Annotated in this window: 21 protein-coding genes and 1 pseudogene; 20 read left to right on the top strand and 2 right to left on the bottom strand. The window is 33.7% G+C overall.

Annotated elements, in window-relative coordinates:
• Positions 1-12 precede the first annotated feature (12 nt).
• The 3 genes from AB1349_02135 (at position 13) to AB1349_02125 (ending at position 1,503) form a co-directional block, all read left to right on the top strand.
• A complete protein-coding gene (locus AB1349_02135; GenBank protein MEW6556135.1) occupies positions 13-396 on the top strand; it encodes a tetratricopeptide repeat protein in 384 nt (127 codons plus the stop codon).
• Between the two features lies 1 nt (position 397).
• Positions 398-1,105: an NlpC/P60 family protein gene (locus tag AB1349_02130; protein MEW6556134.1), complete on the top strand. Its 708-nt coding sequence runs from the start codon at positions 398-400 to the stop codon at positions 1,103-1,105.
• A 65-nt stretch (positions 1,106-1,170) separates the two neighbouring features.
• Positions 1,171-1,503, top strand: coding sequence for a helix-turn-helix transcriptional regulator (locus AB1349_02125; protein MEW6556133.1), 333 nt, complete (start codon positions 1,171-1,173; stop codon positions 1,501-1,503).
• A 19-nt stretch (positions 1,504-1,522) separates the two neighbouring features.
• Here the strand turns inward: AB1349_02125 and AB1349_02120 are convergent, their stop codons facing one another.
• Both AB1349_02120 and AB1349_02115 read right to left on the bottom strand, forming a co-directional pair.
• Entirely contained in the window at positions 1,523-2,188 is a 666-nt protein-coding gene (locus AB1349_02120; protein MEW6556132.1) for an HAD family acid phosphatase, read from the bottom strand.
• A gap of 109 nt (positions 2,189-2,297) precedes the next feature.
• On the bottom strand, positions 2,298-3,848 hold the full coding sequence (locus AB1349_02115; protein MEW6556131.1) for a sodium-dependent transporter: 1,551 nt from the start codon (positions 3,846-3,848) through the stop codon (positions 2,298-2,300).
• A 110-nt stretch (positions 3,849-3,958) separates the two neighbouring features.
• On the opposite strand from AB1349_02115, the gene AB1349_02110 reads away from it, so the two are divergent.
• The 17 genes and pseudogenes from AB1349_02110 (at position 3,959) to AB1349_02030 (ending at position 16,274) form a co-directional block, all read left to right on the top strand.
• Positions 3,959-4,495: a winged helix-turn-helix transcriptional regulator gene (locus tag AB1349_02110; protein MEW6556130.1), complete on the top strand. Its 537-nt coding sequence runs from the start codon at positions 3,959-3,961 to the stop codon at positions 4,493-4,495.
• Complete coding sequence (locus tag AB1349_02105) at positions 4,492-5,454, top strand: KpsF/GutQ family sugar-phosphate isomerase (GenBank protein ID MEW6556129.1); 963 nt, start codon at positions 4,492-4,494, stop codon at positions 5,452-5,454. Before AB1349_02110 ends, AB1349_02105 begins: the two co-directional genes overlap by 4 nt.
• An 8-nt stretch (positions 5,455-5,462) precedes the next feature.
• Positions 5,463-6,602 (top strand): DegT/DnrJ/EryC1/StrS family aminotransferase, encoded by a 1,140-nt coding sequence (locus AB1349_02100; GenBank protein MEW6556128.1) that lies wholly within the window; start codon positions 5,463-5,465, stop codon positions 6,600-6,602.
• Between the two features lie 3 nt (positions 6,603-6,605).
• Positions 6,606-6,836, top strand: coding sequence for a GxxExxY protein (locus tag AB1349_02095; protein ID MEW6556127.1), 231 nt, complete (start codon positions 6,606-6,608; stop codon positions 6,834-6,836).
• A gap of 93 nt (positions 6,837-6,929) precedes the next feature.
• Positions 6,930-7,739, top strand: a complete 810-nt coding sequence (locus AB1349_02090; GenBank protein ID MEW6556126.1) for a Wzz/FepE/Etk N-terminal domain-containing protein — start codon at positions 6,930-6,932, stop codon at positions 7,737-7,739.
• A complete protein-coding gene (locus AB1349_02085) occupies positions 7,736-8,368 on the top strand; it encodes a DapH/DapD/GlmU-related protein (GenBank protein ID MEW6556125.1) in 633 nt (210 codons plus the stop codon). Before AB1349_02090 ends, AB1349_02085 begins: the two co-directional genes overlap by 4 nt.
• 1 nt (position 8,369) lies before the next feature.
• Positions 8,370-8,717, top strand: coding sequence for a nucleotidyltransferase domain-containing protein (locus AB1349_02080; GenBank protein MEW6556124.1), 348 nt, complete (start codon positions 8,370-8,372; stop codon positions 8,715-8,717).
• Positions 8,714-8,848, top strand: a complete 135-nt coding sequence (locus AB1349_02075; GenBank protein ID MEW6556123.1) for a hypothetical protein — start codon at positions 8,714-8,716, stop codon at positions 8,846-8,848. Before AB1349_02080 ends, AB1349_02075 begins: the two co-directional genes overlap by 4 nt.
• Positions 8,849-8,854: 6 nt before the next feature.
• Positions 8,855-9,019 carry a hypothetical protein gene (locus AB1349_02070; protein ID MEW6556122.1) on the top strand — a complete coding sequence of 55 codons (165 nt, stop codon included), beginning with the start codon at positions 8,855-8,857 and terminating at the stop codon, positions 9,017-9,019.
• A gap of 13 nt (positions 9,020-9,032) precedes the next feature.
• Complete coding sequence (locus AB1349_02065) at positions 9,033-9,206, top strand: hypothetical protein (GenBank protein ID MEW6556121.1); 174 nt, start codon at positions 9,033-9,035, stop codon at positions 9,204-9,206.
• Positions 9,155-9,322: pseudogene (locus tag AB1349_02060) on the top strand (N-acetyltransferase). The gene AB1349_02065 and the pseudogene AB1349_02060 overlap by 52 nt, the downstream one beginning before the upstream one ends.
• A gap of 126 nt (positions 9,323-9,448) precedes the next feature.
• Complete coding sequence (locus tag AB1349_02055; protein MEW6556120.1) at positions 9,449-10,921, top strand: lipopolysaccharide biosynthesis protein; 1,473 nt, start codon at positions 9,449-9,451, stop codon at positions 10,919-10,921.
• 1 nt (position 10,922) lies between these two features.
• Positions 10,923-12,209, top strand: coding sequence for an O-antigen polymerase (locus AB1349_02050; protein MEW6556119.1), 1,287 nt, complete (start codon positions 10,923-10,925; stop codon positions 12,207-12,209).
• The gene (locus tag AB1349_02045) at positions 12,202-13,122 is read left to right on the top strand and encodes a glycosyltransferase family 2 protein (protein MEW6556118.1); all 921 of its coding nucleotides are present in this window, start codon (positions 12,202-12,204) and stop codon (positions 13,120-13,122) included. The genes AB1349_02050 and AB1349_02045 overlap by 8 nt, the downstream gene beginning before the upstream one ends.
• A 10-nt stretch (positions 13,123-13,132) precedes the next feature.
• Positions 13,133-14,476 (top strand): BNR-4 repeat-containing protein, encoded by a 1,344-nt coding sequence (locus AB1349_02040; protein MEW6556117.1) that lies wholly within the window; start codon positions 13,133-13,135, stop codon positions 14,474-14,476.
• Positions 14,477-14,515: 39 nt separating this feature from the next.
• The gene (locus AB1349_02035; GenBank protein MEW6556116.1) at positions 14,516-15,562 is read left to right on the top strand and encodes a glycosyltransferase; all 1,047 of its coding nucleotides are present in this window, start codon (positions 14,516-14,518) and stop codon (positions 15,560-15,562) included.
• A 1-nt stretch (position 15,563) separates the two neighbouring features.
• The gene (locus AB1349_02030) at positions 15,564-16,274 is read left to right on the top strand and encodes a class I SAM-dependent methyltransferase (protein MEW6556115.1); all 711 of its coding nucleotides are present in this window, start codon (positions 15,564-15,566) and stop codon (positions 16,272-16,274) included.
• Position 16,275: the final 1 nt, after the last annotated feature.

Raw genomic sequence — 16,275 nt, 5'->3', positions numbered from 1 at the left:
TGTAATAGTTAAATGAAGAAATTTTTACTTTTTGTCGTTATAGTTGTTGTAATTATTTACTGGGCGACTAATTTTATTAAAACAGGAAAGTTACAGAAATTTATAGATGACAATTCAGACAAAGAGTGGGCACCAAAAGTTCAATTCTATCTCGGCGATATTTACCAGACATTCTCTAAACCTGACAAAGCGGAATTCTGTTTTAACCGGGTTTTAGAAAACTATACATCCTCGCAGTTCCTGGTGGATTCAATGTATCGGCTTGGTGTTATTTATGAAGATACTAAAAGATTTTCTCAGGCAAAAGAAATTTACAAAAAAATCTTGGACGAACATCCCGACTATGAAAGAATCAAAATGGTTGAAACCCGATATGGTTTTGTAATGAATTATTAAGATGAAAAAATTTTTTTACCTTTTACCTTTTACCTTTTACCTTTTACCTTTTACCTGCCTTTACAGCGAATATTTCATCCAAGCAGGACTTTTCAAAGATAAGGATGAAGCAATAACACATCAGTTATATCTCGCCAGCCATAACTATCCAGTAATTTTAAGTTCTAACGGCTACTACAAAATTATTGTCGGTCCATATGAACAAAAAGAAACAGTGGAGTTTGTAATCGCAAAATTGTTAGCAGAAGAGAATATATCAGCAGGTTTTGTGGACGAGTTCAATCCTGATAAACTTGCTGAAGTTGAAGAGACGGATACAGATATTTCAGACGAGGTACTTAATGAGTTGATAAGTTTGTCTTTTGATTTTTTAGGTGTCTCATATAGATACGGCGGTACAGATATTGAGAAAGGAATTGATTGCTCGTATTTTATGCAGATGATTTACAGCTCGTTAGGGACGATTTTGCCGAGAACATCACGGCTTCAATTTAAGATGGGCAAGAAAATAAAACGGGATGAACTGATACCAGGCGATTTGGTTTTTTTTAGAAAATATCCGTATCGGTCAAGAATAAACCATGTCGGGCTTTATATCGGTAATGATGAATTTATCCATGCCTCTTACGGTGCTAAAAAGGTCACCATAAACTCGCTGAACGAAACATACTACAGAAAAAGGTTCAGTGGTGCCCGCCGACCGCTATAATAATAACAGAATTCAGAATTAAGAACTCAGAAATGAATTCGTTTGTCAGGATAGTCACTTCAAAAATGAAAGAAAAACATATCGGCGTCAGAGAACTTGCCCGTAAGTGTGGTGTTGACGCTTCTTTTATCTCAAAAATTATTCAAGGACAACGAAACCCGCCTTCTGACGACAAAACAATAAAAAAATTTGCTACTGCCCTATCTGTTGACCCTGTAATGCTTACTATCTATACCGGCCATATCCCAGATTCCCTGCAGCCGATTTTAGAAGACCCGGCATTTATACAAAACTTACCATATCAAAAACAGCCAACTCGTAAAACACCTGAACCAACTGTTAAACCTATCAATAAGAAACCACCACAAAAATCCGACCTTTCTGATGAACTCCTGTAGTATTGGAACATTTAGTATTTTATTCTTCTGAATTTGGTATGATTTCTTCGCCGAGCTGGCCGGGGTGATATTTACCTTTATAGGAAGATTTTGGAGAGCGTAAGATTCTTATCCCTTTTGCACCTGCTTCTTGTGCTGCAGTAATATCCGAGTCAGAATCACCATAAAAAATTGAGATATTAAGTTCTTTAATTTTATTTGCTTTTTTATGTTCAAAATAAATATTCTGTTTTTTAATACCAAAGGTTTTGTTCAAAAAATCTCTTAAAATATCACCTTCAAAATCTTCGCGTGAGGTAATCACAAAAATTTCGTCACATTTCTGTTTATGCTCGTTCAAAATTTTTTCTGTTACTTTTTTTACAATACTGTTGCCTTCATCACTTTTGTTAACGATTGCCCACCATTCATCTGAGTATTCGGAATACTCGCTTTTGTTCGCTATCTCAAATGCTGGTGTAGAAAAAAGAAGTGTATCATCACAATCAAACCCGACATTGATTGATTGCTGAACTTTTGGTGCTGTAGCGCAGCCGGTAAAGGCAGCAAACAGCAAATAGCTAATAGCAAATAGCAGAGAGAGAATAGAGGAAAGAGGAGAGCGGTTAGCAGTTGGATTTCTATCCGCTATTCTCTTTACGCTATCCACTATCCGCTCTATTAACTTTTTACCTTTAACCTGCATTTTTGTCTTCTTTCAAGATTTTTGTGAAACAAAAAACTATCAGCGATAATATAAAAAACCATGAAACCGATAAAAAAAGCCAGCCTGAAAATATCATATTTTTTTCGTGTTAATTTGTGGTTACCTTTCTATTCCAAGCAATTTTGACAAGAACTGCTAAAAGTACAAAAAGCCCAACCAGCATTATTCGTGTCAGGACCATAAAATTAAAATTTTCAGCCGAAGCATTTTTCATGAAAATTACAGGCAATCCATCCTGTATAAACCAGAAAATCAGAATCAAAATCAGAAACAGCGGAGTGATATATTTGATTATGAACTTATAAAACTTTGGAATTTTTATATCCGCACCGATATGCATCTCATCCCACGCATTATCAATTCCGAACACCCAACTAAACAAAATCGCTTCAACAGTCCCAAACAAAACCAGACAAAAAGTTCCACCCCAGAAGTCCAATTCATCAACAACACCTTGTCCTAAAAAGAATATTGCAGGCTGACATAAAACGAAACAGACAACTGAAAAAATACCAATCGCTTCTTTGCGTGATAAATCAAACTCATCTTCTAAAAATGCGATTGCTGGCTGTGCTAACGAGACCGACGAAGTAACACCTGCGAGAAAAAGCAGCAGAAACCATAATGTTGCAAAAACCAAGCCAAACGGTATTTTTCCGAAAATTAACGGCATTGTTACAAAACCCAAATTGAATGCGCCGCTTTTTGCAATCGGCACAATCTCTTGAGGGCCAAAAAACACGAATGCAGCTGGTATCACAATAGAGCCGCCTAAAATTACTTCTGCAAACTCGTTTGTCGTTGCTGCGGTAAGCCCGGATAAGACAACATCATCCTGCTTTTTCAGATATGACGCATATGTTAAAATCACACCGATTCCGACGGAAAGTGTGAAAAAAATCTGGCCTGCTGCTGCCAGCCAAACCTTACTGCTTAATAATTTAGAGAAATCCGGATTCCATAAAAAACCCAAGCCGTTTTTGAGATTCCAGGTAGGTTTTGTCATATCAGGTGTGCCGAGTGTAAGGACTCGTATAGTAATTAAAATTCCGCAGATAAATAAAACAGGCATCGCAATTCTTGAAAGTTTCTCAATACCACCTTTTATCCCGTAATATACAACGACGATATTCAGAATAAAGGTAATAATAAAAAAAGTATAAGCAGTACTGATTCCAGAAAAGTAATCGTTTTTTGCCAATCCTTGATAGCCGGCTAAAAACGATTTCATTGTTTCAGGTGTTGTAGCAGTTGTATATTTACCTGTTATTGTAAAAAAAGTATAACCCAACAGCCATGATTCAATATATGTATAATAGATAAAAATTACAATAGGACCAAAAATGCCGATAACACCGAAGTATTTTATGAATCTATTTTTTTGCCACATTGTATGAAAAATACCAGGTGCAGTGCCGTGCTCAAAACCACCTCCGAACCTGCCGAGCGTCCATTCAATCCACATTAACGGGATACCGAGTAAAAGGAATGAGATAAAATAAGGAATCATAAATGCACCGCCACCGTTCTGTGCCGCTTGAACCGGGAACCTCAAAAAATTACCGAGTCCAACAGCGCTTCCTGCAACTGCAAGTATCACTCCTAATTTAGAACCCCAAGATTGTCTGCTATTATTCATACATTTATAATTATATCAAAAAAATAAAAAAATTGCAAATACATTTTTTTACTTGACAGATTTCTTTATTTTTTGTATAATGTTCAAAAATTGAACAATTGGTGGTTTTTATGGAAACGACGATATCAGACCGAGAATTTGCAATAATACAGGAATTAGCCAATAGCGCTTCTTTTAACCAGCGAGTGGTTGCCAAGAAACTTGGTATCTCGTTAGGGCTGACGAATCTTATAATAAAACGTCTTACAAAAACCGGCTACATAAAAATAAAACAGATTAACCGTCGCAATATCCGATATCTTTTAACCCCGAAGGGTTTTTCTGAAAAAGCACGGAAATCGTATAATTATACATTAAGAACAATAACAATACTGTCGCATATCAGAAGCACTATCCAAAATTTAATTTTTGAAAAATATAACTCCGGTATAAAAAATTTTTTTATTGATGGTGATAACGAACTTGCTGATTTAACCGAATCCGCATTTAAGAAGCTTGATATCCCGGATATAAATTATTATCGCAGAATAAAGAATGGAAAAACAACAACTGCTCCGTTTGTGATATTGAGCACTTCTGAAAATGTTTTTAACAAGCACTGTGTTAATTTAATTTCGTATCTTGCTGAAAAGGGCTTGAATGTATGAATATACTTAAAAACATAAAAGATGTAATAGAAAACGAAATAGAAACATTAAAAATTGTTAGAAAAGATGTTGACCTATCATATAAAAAAGCGGTTCAGATGATTTTTAATTGTAAAGGGAAAGTGATTGTAACCGGTGTTGGGAAATCAGGAAACATTGCACAAAAAATAGCGTCCACACTGGTATCAACAGGTACACCTGCGATTTATTTACATCCTACAGAAGGTATGCATGGCTCTTTAGGTGTTGTTCATAAAAACGATATAATTCTTGCTATCGGTAAATCAGGCGAAAGCGATGAACTTTTGGGGCTGTTGCCATCAATCAAGAAAATAGGTGCCAAGATAATTTCTATAACAGCCAATCTTGAAGGAATACTTGCTAAAAACTCAGATGTTGTTTTGTTCACAAAAATAGGTAGTGAAGCCTGCCCATTGAATCTTTCGCCAACCAATTCTACAACCGCTGCGCTTGTCGTGGGTGATGCGGTTGCGATTACACTGATGAAAATGAGAAAATTTCAATCGGATGATTTTGCACTGCTTCACCCTGGCGGAATGATAGGGAAACAGCTTTTGACAGTTGGCGATATTATGAGAACTGGCGAGAATAACGCAACAATCAGAATTGATGATTCAATAAAAAATATGCTTTTAGAAATTACAAAAAAAAGATGTGGCGCTGTCTCGGTTATAAATAAAAACCAGAAACTGCTTGGTTTTATAACTGATTACGACATAAGAAAAATTTTGGAACGAAAAGAAAATATATTTACAAAAAAAATCAAAGATATTATGAATCCCCAACCGATATTTGTATATTCAGATATAAAGGCGACAGATGCGCTTAACATAATGCAGAACAGAGAAAAGACGATTGTAGTTTTACCCGTGCTTAACAGACGAAAAAAAGTCGTCGGTATTATACATATGCAAGATATTCTGGCGAAAGGCTTTTAAGGAGTTTTATGAAAATTCAGATGGTTGATTTGAAGGCTAATTACGAAGGGCTTAAAGCGGAAATTGACGCTGCAATAAAGAATGTTTTAAACAAAACAAATTTTATTTTAGGCGACGAAGTAAAAAAATTTGAAGAAGAATTCGCAAAATACTGCGGCACAAAATATGCCGTTGGTGTTGCAAACGGAACGGATGCGATAAAGATTGCACTTCTTGCTTGCGGTATCAAAAAAGGTGATGAAGTTATTACAACACCATTTACATTTATAGCAACATCAGAGGCGATTGTTCAAGCGGGCGGTGTGCCTGTTTTCGTGGATATTGATTTGGAAACATATGATATCGACCCGAAGAAAATAAGAGAGTGCATAGAAGCAAGAAGCAAGAAGCAAGAAGCAAAAGTGAAAGCGATTTTGCCTGTTCATCTTTACGGTCATCCCTGTGAGATGTCGGAAATACTAAAAATTGCTAAAGAAAATAATTTACTGGATATTGAGGATTGCGCACAATCTTTCTCTGCAAGATACCGTTTACCATCTACCGATTATCGTTTTACTGGTTCTTTCGGCGATGCCGGCTGTTTCAGTTTCTTTCCGGCAAAAAATCTCGGTTGTTTTGGCGACGGTGGGATGGTAATTACTAATAACCAAGAGATTTATGAAAATGTAAAGGCGCTTCGGAATCACGGGCAGAGACAGAAGTATTTTTCTGAACTGGATGGGTTTAATTCACGACTGGATACAATTCAGTCAGCGATTCTTTCGGTAAAATTAAGATATATTGATAAATGGACTGAAATGCGAAATAAAGTTGCACAAAAATATAATGAATTACTGAAAGATACCGCGGTTGTGCCTAAGGTTTCAGAAAATTGCAAACACTCGTTTAATTATTACACGATTCGGTTCAAAGACAAAGCAACCCGAGATAAAGTCCAGAAGTATTTATTGGAAAACGGTGTTGCCTGTCAGATATATTATCCGTGTTCGCTGCATCTTCAGAAAGTTTATGAAAGTTCAGGTTACAAAAAAGGTGATTTTCCTGTATCTGAAAAAGCACAGGATGAAACGCTGTCGCTTCCGATGTATCCGGAACTGGACGAGGAGAAGATAAAATATATTGTTGAGAAAATAAAAGAAGGATTATGAAAGATGACAGCGATAAAAGAACAAGATTACAGTGATAGAGACCAATTGACGGGAAATATAATTAAATCCTGCTATTATGTTCATACAAAATTAGGTCCTGGGTTTAATGAGAGGATATATCAAAATGCTCTTAAAACAGCGATGGACGGACTGGAATTAAATTACATCCCGGAAAAAGAATTTCAAGTAAAATTTGATGGCAATAATGTCGGTAAATTCAGAGTTGATTTTTAAATTTTGGCAACAGACGATGTGAAATCCGTCGGTTAATGACATCGTTGTAATCGGCGATTTTATCGCTGTAATCTTGTGTTTCTGGAGGAAACAATGCAAGAGCAGGAGATTGATTTAAGGGACTATGTAAATGTGATTGTGAAAAGATGGAAATTGCTCGTCGGGCTTACAGTTGGCTGTGCAGTTGTGTCTGCTGTAATTTCATTACTTTTACCACCTGTCTATGAAACAACTGCAATTATTGAGCCGGCAAAGATACAGAAAACACCGATAGAAACTGCTGAGATATTAGAAGTATTATTCAAGAATCCGCTTAATCCCTATTTGCGAGAATTATTACAGCAGTTAGGAATAAAAGATGGACAAAAAGCATATAAAATTAGAAAACAGTTTAGTATTAAAGACAAAGTAGGTTATCTGTTAGTATCCGGAAAAGACAGGTCACCTGAAAAAGCCAAAAAATTGGTTGATGAAATCGTTTCCTTAATTCTGAAAAGGCAGGATGAAATAATAAAAAGCGCATTGAGTATTGTAGATGACGAAATGAATAAGTTAAAAGAGCAAATTGGCTCTACAAAAAATGAAATAGAACAACTTGATAAGAAATTTGTACAAAAAGAAAAGGCAGAAACAATGGGTCAAGGGTTGGTATTTCAATCACTTATTTCTGCCAAAGAAAACGCATTAAAAAGGCAATCAGAACTTGAAGAAAAATTAAGACAGAAAGAAATGGAACTGAAATACTCTACAAAGCCCGCTACAGTCGTTGCTGAATCAACAATACCGAAAATAAAAATCGCACCACAGAGGAGTAAAATTGTACTATTATCAACAATTGTTGGTTTTATGTTTTCTGTATTTTATGTCTTTATAGTTGAGTATTTTGAGAAAGGAAAATTATGAAAAGCAAACAATCTGCCGAGAAAAAGTTTTTTAGTCATGAAACTGTCTGTATTGATGAAAATGTAGAAATTGGCGAAGGTACAAAGGTCTGGCATTTTTCACATATACTCAAAAATTCAAGAATTGGCAAGAGTTGTATTATTGGTCAGAATGTGATGATAGGACCTGATGTCCGAATCGGCAATAGATGTAAAATCCAAAACAATGTTTCTGTATATCCAGGTGTAACACTGGAAGATGAAGTTTTTTGTGGTCCTTCCTGCGTATTCACAAATGTGTATAACCCGCGTGCATTTATAGAACGCAAGCATGAATTCAAGCCAACACTTGTTAAAAAAGGTGCTACTATCGGTGCGAATGCCACGATTGTATGTGGGACAACTATTGGTCAGTATGCTTTTATCGGTGCCGGTGCGGTTGTCAAAAAAGATGTTCAGGATTATGCGTTGGTAGTGGGTGTTCCAGCAAAACAAATCGGCTGGGTCTGTAAATGCGGCACCACCTTGAAGTTTGAAAAAAATTATGCTAAATGCAACTACTGCAACAGCAAATATGAGATACTTGATAAAGTGGCTGATAAAGTGGCTAGAATAATTCTTGTTGATAACTTTTCAACAAGAACTAAATAATATGAGACAGTTAAGCGAGATTAAGGTTATGACTAAAGACGAGCAAAATTTGTTGACAAGATGCCGCAAAGTAATTAAAAACATAGAGCCATCTGCAGAGGTTATCCTTTACGGCTCTCGGGCGAGAGGTGATGCTTCAGAAGAAGCAGATTATGACTTACTCGTATTGGTTGACGGTGAAGTTTCACTTAAAAGAGAGGATCTTATTTGTCGTCAATTATATCCTATAGAATTAGAAACAGGGAAGGTTTTATCAGCAATTGTTCATGGTCGCCAGCAGTGGAATACTCCTTTATATCGTGCAATGCCGTTTCATCAGAATATTGAAAAGGAAGGTATAATTTTATGACAAAAGAGACAAAAACTTTAGTGTTGTATCGTCTGGAACGTGCTCGGGAAGCGATTGATGAAGCCCGTATCCTTTTAGAAAAAGGGCATGCTAACACTTTTGTCAATCGGCTATATTATGTATGCTTTTAAAATACTATGAACAATCAGATTGCTCAAAATCAAAAAGATGTTGAAAAATACCGAAAGATTTTATTTAAATCAAAGAAAGAATGTCGTCGGCTGTTTGCCAGAGAGCCGTTTGAAAAAAAGATAAAAACTGCATTTGAGTTGTATCGACAAACCCAGTATTTAAAAAGGTGATTATAGAGTTGAAATGAAGAACAAACAGGAAAATGTTGCTAAAAAAATATCGGTTAAAACAGCAAACACTAAAACTTTTTTTGTCCATGAAACGGTTTATATTGATGAAAATGTAGAAATTGGCGAAGGTACAACAAAAACACACTTATTAAAAAAGGTGCTACTATCGGTGCGAATGCCACGATAGTATGTGGGACAACTATTGGTCAGTATGCTTTTATCGGTGCCGGTGCGGTTGTCAAAAAAGATGTGCCTGACTATGCGTTAGTAGTAGGTGTTCCTGCAAAACAAATCGGCTGGGTCTGTGAATGAGGCACCACCTTAAAGTTTGAAAATAATTATGCTAAATACAACTACTGCAACAGCGAATATAAAATACTTAATGAAGGGACTAAAATAAAAAAAATTTGGAATTTCAGTATTAAAACAATGAGGTTTAAGATAAGACCTATACTAAAAGATATTTCTTTCACATTTATTACTGAGGCAATAATTCTATTAACATTTTTCGTTATTTATAGGTTAGTAGCAAAAAATTTTGGACCGAAAGGTATAGGAGAATATACTTTAATTAGACGGATAGTTGGTTTTTTAAGTCCTATATTGCTTTTGGGAATAGGGATTGGGATGCCACGATATATAGCAATCTCAAAGGATGAAAAGCAGAGAAGTGCATATATAAAAACGGGAGCAAGCATAGTAATAATTTTTACTTTTATTTTTTTGCTTTTTGCAAATCTATTCAAAATACAATTTACTAAAATATTTTTTAGATTTCCATATTATGTCAATTTTGTTTTACCATCTTCTTTTTTTATATTTGGTTTTGTATCACACACATTGCTCTATTCATATTTTCGTGGCAGATTACTAATTAAAACCCTTAATTGTTTCCAGATTATAAATATAGCTTTAGTGCCGCTGTTAATTTTGCTATTTATTAAAACTATAAGAATTGCAGGACTAATAAGTTTAATCGGTATAAGTAATATTGTAATTACTGGGATATTTTTTATGTTTTTTATCAACGAATTTTTTATTCACGGTGAAAAAGGACAATTAAGAGAATGTTTGAAAGAGTTAGTTTCTTATTCTTTTCCAAGAGTTTTTGGTGATTTTGCTTTTTTCGGGCTTCTATCTTTGGGACCAATTATAGCAGTTCATTTTGTATCTATTCAAGAGGTAGGGTATCTTTCAATAAGTCAAAGTTTACTGAGTGCAGCAGGTAGTGCAATGGCACCGTTAGGTATAATTATTCTTCCCAAAGTTAGCAGTTTGATAAGAGAGGGGCGAGAAAAAACAATAAAGGAAAATTTGGTTTTTTTTCTTGCATCTATTTTTCATTTATCCATTTTTGTATCTATTCAACTAATAATCTTCGCTGATTTTATTGTAAAATACTGGCTTGGTGCTGATTTTTTAGACGCGGTTCCGGTGTTACGTAGTATATTTGTTTCAATAATGTTTTTTGTCTTTTATATAGGAATGCGAAATATTTTAGATGCAGTTGCAATTAAACCATTGAACACCATAAATCTTTTTGTATCTTTAGGTATTTTTCTCTTATCAACGCCAATGTTATTGTGTATATTTAAATTTTTTGTTCCAATTGTTAATTTAGGTATTGCTTTTAGTTTTAGCGTGATATGTTTAGGAATTTTAACCTATTTTCCGATTATAAAAATAAACCAAGAAGTTCAAAAAAAATGGACAAATAACTTGTTAGAAGTAATAATTATCAATATTTTATTACACATCGTAGCAATTTTGAGCAAACCATTTTTGATTTATTCTTATCGTTTTGTGATTTTTGAGATCTTCTTGTTCATCCTTTATTTTTCAATTTTGTGGTCGCTAAAAATAGAATGGTTAAGACAAATTCCTAAAATAATAAAAGCATAAAATGAACGGATTAATTATTACAGTGCTGCTGTTAGTATCATTAACTTTATTTGCTAGGATACAACAAGGTAACTGGTTGTCTCCCGGAGTGTTCTTCACTTTATATTGGACAGTTTTTGTTGTAATATCTTTTATAGGAGCACCAGATTATTATGTCGGGTCAAAAGTGATATTATGGATTTTTGTTGCTTCTTTTGCAGTCTATGTTGGTAGTATAATCGGTTTGGGACGAGGTTTGTTTAAGATTGATACCCATTTTACAGCAATTAATAACAATAAATTAAAATTACCTGGCATAAAGCAAATTATATTGATTTCCACAATTCTTGGGTTAGCATCAGTGTATATTCTTCTTCAATCAAAGGGATATTCTTTTTTTTCGTTATTTTCTTTTGATGCCGTCAAAGAAATGGGTAGAGTATTTTCTATTGCTCGTTATTTGGAAGGTTATGAACCGCCATTTTTATCAAGGATATTATTAACTTTTGTTTATCTTGGAACTTTTTTGGGCGGTACTTTATTTGCTTTCAGTTCATCAAAAGCTTGTCGCTTAATATCATTATTACCGTTTTTACCAGCAGTAATATCCGGAGTTGTTCAAACTACTCGTGCTAGTATTTTGATTCCTGGGGTTTTATGGGTTTCCTCTTATCTTTCTAGTAAAATTTTATTAGATAGCGGTAGGACCAAACTTTTCAATATAAAATATTTTGTTGCAATCTTTGGGATAATCATTTTTATTATAGTTATGTTTTTTGCCCTTGCCTTTTCTAGATATGGTTACTGGAAAACTTGGGAAAGAACACTTCCCGAAGTGTGGTCTCATAACAGATCGTGGTTTTTTGGAGAGATATCAGCATTTTCATATTGGTTTGAGCAAAACTGGATAGAAAAAATGGAGCCGACACTTGGATGTTTTAGTTTTGCAGGATTGTATGATTTAATTGGTTTAACCAAACGGCATATAGGTATTTATATATCTTCTGTTGAAGTTGCTCCAAGAGAATTTACCAATGTCTATACAATTTTTCGTGGACTTATAGAAGATTTTACTTTACACGGTTCACTTCTTATTCTTTTTATATTTGGAATAATTGGTGGATGGTCTTATCGTGGAGTTGTTCAAGGCAAAATTACACACATCCAAAGTTTAGTATTCTTTTACTTTATTACTCTCTGGAGTCCCGTTGTAAGTTTATTTAACTATAATACCATCTTACTATCATGGTTATTATTCAGTATGTATTTGATAGCCATAAAATTAAAAAAAAGAGAAATCTATGAATAAGATTGATGTATCTATTGTTATAGGAAGAAACGAAGAACTCATTTTACAATGTTTAGAATCTATCTATAAAACATATAAATGGCCAATAGAAATTTTTGTCACTTCAAATTTGAGTTCACAAGAAATCTTAAAAAAAATAAAAATCCAATTTCCTGAAGTACATATTATAATAAATAAAGAAAAAAAAGGATTTGCTGCCAATCACAACCATATTATAAAAATAACGGGTGGAGAATATATTCTTATTTTAAATGATGACACAGTGTTATTAGATAAAGCGATAGAACAACTCATAAATTATTTAGATATACACCCTGATGTAGCGGTAATTAGTCCCAAACTTTTAAATCCAGATTTTTCCTTACAGCAATCCACTTACAGTTTTCCGTCTTTATTCACAGTTTTTCTGAACCTTACAGGAGTTAGAAAGTTAATTCCATTTAATAATTTTACATATAAATTAGTATCGTTATTTTACAAAAAAGGTGCATCAAGATTTTGGAAGCATGACAAAATATGCAAAATAGACACAGTAAAAGGGGCATGTGTGTTGGTTAGAAGAAAAGCAATTCAAGAAGTAGGGCTGATGGATGAGGTTTCATTGGCTTATGGTGAAGAAACAGAATGGCATTACAGATTTAAAAAGAAGGGGTGGAAAATTATTTTTTATCCTGCTGTAAAGGTGATTCATTACGGAAAGCAGACCACTGAAAATCAGCCATCACTTATAAAGGAAGAAGTTAAAGGGATATTGAATTTTTTTAGAAAACATAAAAGCCACCTATCCTACCTTATCGTTAAAGGAATGATTTTAGTTATTTCTTTTTTTCGCTGTCTTTTTTATCTAATATTTTTGCAAAGAAAAATGTTTGATATATATTTTGAAGTAATAAAAATTGTTTTTAATTCATAAAATTATTTCAATGATAAACAAAATAGCATTAATTTTTTATCTCATGGTTTCTCAAAACTTACTAACAGAAGGGTGTAATAACATCGCAAAGTTCAAAAGTCAAAGAAATATCAATATTCTGCAATTGAGAACCAAGGGATATGGAAAGAGCAGCATAAACCTTTCGGTATTCCGGAAAAGCGGTTTAATGACTCTAAATAATGTTCAGATTATATCATATTTTGGCAGTGAAGGGGACATTGTGTTGGCTTTTAGAGATTTAACAAAAAATCGTGTATTCTACAGAACACTTAAAAATGAAATGATGGCTAGATTATTAGGCGATGGGCATTGTTCAATAAATATGGGATATTCAAACGACGGTTATTTACATCTAATCTGTGGTGCTCATGCAACAGTGCCATATTATCTAAAACTTAAAATTGTTTCACTCCAAGAAGGAAAAATTGATATTATTTCAACCGATTTTCATTTATTGAATCTTCCCTGTAAGAATATAACCTACCCACAGTTTTATAATCTCGGCAATCACCTTTTGTTGGTATATCGTAATGACGATGCCAATACTATGGCAATAAATAAATACGATACATCAACCGGAACTTGGCAAAAGTACCATATTTCACTTATAAAGGCAAATAATATTGCTTCCGTTTACATAAATACTATTGGCATAAGGGATAATTATGTTGCTATAGCATACACGTGTCGTGTCAAAAACGATAATCCTAATTCCAATGAAAATATTTATGTAATTTATAGTGACAATTTTGGATTAACTTTTAAAGATAGCAATAGTGCTCAATTAATAGATCTTCCAATAGATGGCAGGAGAGAGATTCCTCCTCTAATGATTATTCCTCAAGGTAGCAATCTTATAAATCAGTGTGGTGCTTTTATAGATTCACGATATATATTCAGAATAGTGTATTATGCTAACGATAAGAAAGGCATACCTCAAATTTATATGATTTCCTACGATCTTAAACACAACAATTTAATTGCCGTGGAGCAAGTTACATCACGGAACTTAGATTTTGAGCTTGCTGGTATGGGTACTTTATCACTACCGATAAGCCGTCCAGAAATATTTCAGATTGGCGATAACCTTGCAATAATATATAGAGAAGTGGAAAATATAATATTGTTAAAAAAACCAATAGAATGCCAAGGAAACTGGCAAACTTATTCTATTTTTACAGGATATATTAAGAATTGGGAACCCGTAGTGGATACCACTTTATTGCTTTTAAATAAACTCTCAATTTTCATACAAGGAGCAAAACAAGGAGAATCAGATACCATATTTGAAAATGGAATTGCTCAACCCATATTGATTATTGATTATTGGTAAATGGTCTATAGTTTAAAGTAATTAAAAAGAATTTTAATTATGCAATCATTTGTTTCAGTCGTTTCAGTTATTATTCCCTGTCGGAATGAAGAAAAGTTCATTGGTAAATGTCTTGATTCTATTATTGTTCAGGATTATCCAAAAGATAATCTTGAGGTTTTAGTTGTTGATGGGCTGAGTGATGATGAGACCAAGAAAATAGTTAAAAATTACAGTGAAAAATATTCATTCATCAAACTTTTGGAGAATCTGAAAAAAATCACTCCTTGTGCATTAAATATTGGTATTAAAAATGCTAAAGGTGAAATTATTATAAGAATGGATGCGCATGCTGCTTATGAAAAAGATTATATTTCAAAATGTATAAAATATTTGCATGAATATAATGCAGACAATGTTGGTGGGAGAATGGTAACTTCACCACAGAATGATACTTTTATTGGTAGAGCGATTATAAATGTTTTAACAAGTCGTTTTGGGGTTGGAAATTCAGATTTCAGGACAGGTGCAAACCAACCGAAAGAAACGGATACTGTATTTGGTGGCTGTTACAAAAGAGAAATTTTTGACAAAATTGGATATTTCAACGAGAATCTTTCTAGTAGTCAGGATATGGAATTCAATATCCGGCTAAAAAAAAGTGGTGGTAAGATAATGTTGTTTCCAGATATAATCTCTTATTATTATACCCGCTCGGATTTTAAATCATTCTGTAAAAATAATTTCAGAAATGGTGTGTGGGCTATATATCCGATGAAATTTACTGAGCACATACCTGTTAGATTGAGGCATTTTATTCCTTTGGTTTTTGTAGCTAGTTTGTTCGGAAGTTTGATTTTATCATTTTTTAGCACAGTATTTATTTATCTTTTTTTAATAATAATTTTGGCTTATATATTGGCAAATTTATATTTTTCTGCTAAAATAGCAATTCAAGAAAAAAATTTCAGATATTTTTTGGTCTTACCAATTATTTTTGCGGCACTTCATATTGCTTATGGCTTTGGTTCAATTGTTGGTTTAGGGAAAGTTTTGGTTTCTAAAAATTTTTGGCTGATATGCGTTAAAAAAGCAAAGGTGAATTGAAATGTTAAATGAGATTGAACAAAAAACAACCGAGATTTACAAAGAGTACTATAACAGAAAAGGGAAAGACAGAAATGACCTATTAAAAAATCCGGAAGTTTTGTTTCAGATACTCGCCCTTGACAGGTCAATAATTCAAGCCATAGCATCAACAAAACTTGAGCCACAAACTGTAAAGGTTTTAGATGTTGGCTGTGGTAATGGAGCGAGTATCCTTAATCTTCTTAAGTTGGGTTTTTCACCTTCAAATCTCTACGGTGTGGACATTCTTGAAGATAGTATTGTGAAGGCAAAAGATAGATTTCCCAATATCAGTTGGACGCATGGCGATGCCGGTTGCCTGAAATTTGAAGATGACTTTTTTGATTGCGTTATGGAGTCAACAATGTTTCTTCAAATGACGGATGATGATTTGTCTGATAAAGTAGCGAAAGAAATGGTAAGGGTTACTAAAAAAGGGGGTTACATCATGCTAATTGATTGGAGATATTCTCACCCGTTTAACAAAACATATAAGGGTTTATCAAAAAAGAGAATTGCCAATCTTTTTGGTGTCGGTTCCGAAACATCAGTTTTTAAGGTTTACAGAGGTGCGTTAGTGCCGCCGGTTGGGCGGTTCATTTCCAAAAATATTCCGAGTTTTTATTTTATTCTGCAAAAATTATTCCCTTTTTTAGTAGGTCAGATGGTTACAATTTTAAGGAAAAATTGAA

Source organism: Elusimicrobiota bacterium (assembly GCA_040757695.1).
GTDB lineage: Bacteria > Elusimicrobiota > UBA8919 > UBA8919 > UBA8919 > JBFLWK01.
This window is presented reverse-complemented; position numbering and strand designations above follow the sequence as displayed.

Coding starts and splice junctions, on each gene's coding strand:
- AB1349_02135 (MEW6556135.1), top strand. CDS start 13: ATGAAGAAATTTTTACTTTTTGTCGTTATAGTTGTTGTAATTATTTAC.
- AB1349_02130 (MEW6556134.1), top strand. CDS start 398: ATGAAAAAATTTTTTTACCTTTTACCTTTTACCTTTTACCTTTTACCT.
- AB1349_02125 (MEW6556133.1), top strand. CDS start 1,171: ATGAAAGAAAAACATATCGGCGTCAGAGAACTTGCCCGTAAGTGTGGT.
- AB1349_02120 (MEW6556132.1), bottom strand. CDS start 2,188: ATGCAGGTTAAAGGTAAAAAGTTAATAGAGCGGATAGTGGATAGCGTA.
- AB1349_02115 (MEW6556131.1), bottom strand. CDS start 3,848: ATGAATAATAGCAGACAATCTTGGGGTTCTAAATTAGGAGTGATACTT.
- AB1349_02110 (MEW6556130.1), top strand. CDS start 3,959: ATGGAAACGACGATATCAGACCGAGAATTTGCAATAATACAGGAATTA.
- AB1349_02105 (MEW6556129.1), top strand. CDS start 4,492: ATGAATATACTTAAAAACATAAAAGATGTAATAGAAAACGAAATAGAA.
- AB1349_02100 (MEW6556128.1), top strand. CDS start 5,463: ATGAAAATTCAGATGGTTGATTTGAAGGCTAATTACGAAGGGCTTAAA.
- AB1349_02095 (MEW6556127.1), top strand. CDS start 6,606: ATGACAGCGATAAAAGAACAAGATTACAGTGATAGAGACCAATTGACG.
- AB1349_02090 (MEW6556126.1), top strand. CDS start 6,930: ATGCAAGAGCAGGAGATTGATTTAAGGGACTATGTAAATGTGATTGTG.
- AB1349_02085 (MEW6556125.1), top strand. CDS start 7,736: ATGAAAAGCAAACAATCTGCCGAGAAAAAGTTTTTTAGTCATGAAACT.
- AB1349_02080 (MEW6556124.1), top strand. CDS start 8,370: ATGAGACAGTTAAGCGAGATTAAGGTTATGACTAAAGACGAGCAAAAT.
- AB1349_02075 (MEW6556123.1), top strand. CDS start 8,714: ATGACAAAAGAGACAAAAACTTTAGTGTTGTATCGTCTGGAACGTGCT.
- AB1349_02070 (MEW6556122.1), top strand. CDS start 8,855: ATGAACAATCAGATTGCTCAAAATCAAAAAGATGTTGAAAAATACCGA.
- AB1349_02065 (MEW6556121.1), top strand. CDS start 9,033: ATGAAGAACAAACAGGAAAATGTTGCTAAAAAAATATCGGTTAAAACA.
- AB1349_02055 (MEW6556120.1), top strand. CDS start 9,449: ATGAGGTTTAAGATAAGACCTATACTAAAAGATATTTCTTTCACATTT.
- AB1349_02050 (MEW6556119.1), top strand. CDS start 10,923: ATGAACGGATTAATTATTACAGTGCTGCTGTTAGTATCATTAACTTTA.
- AB1349_02045 (MEW6556118.1), top strand. CDS start 12,202: ATGAATAAGATTGATGTATCTATTGTTATAGGAAGAAACGAAGAACTC.
- AB1349_02040 (MEW6556117.1), top strand. CDS start 13,133: ATGATAAACAAAATAGCATTAATTTTTTATCTCATGGTTTCTCAAAAC.
- AB1349_02035 (MEW6556116.1), top strand. CDS start 14,516: ATGCAATCATTTGTTTCAGTCGTTTCAGTTATTATTCCCTGTCGGAAT.
- AB1349_02030 (MEW6556115.1), top strand. CDS start 15,564: ATGTTAAATGAGATTGAACAAAAAACAACCGAGATTTACAAAGAGTAC.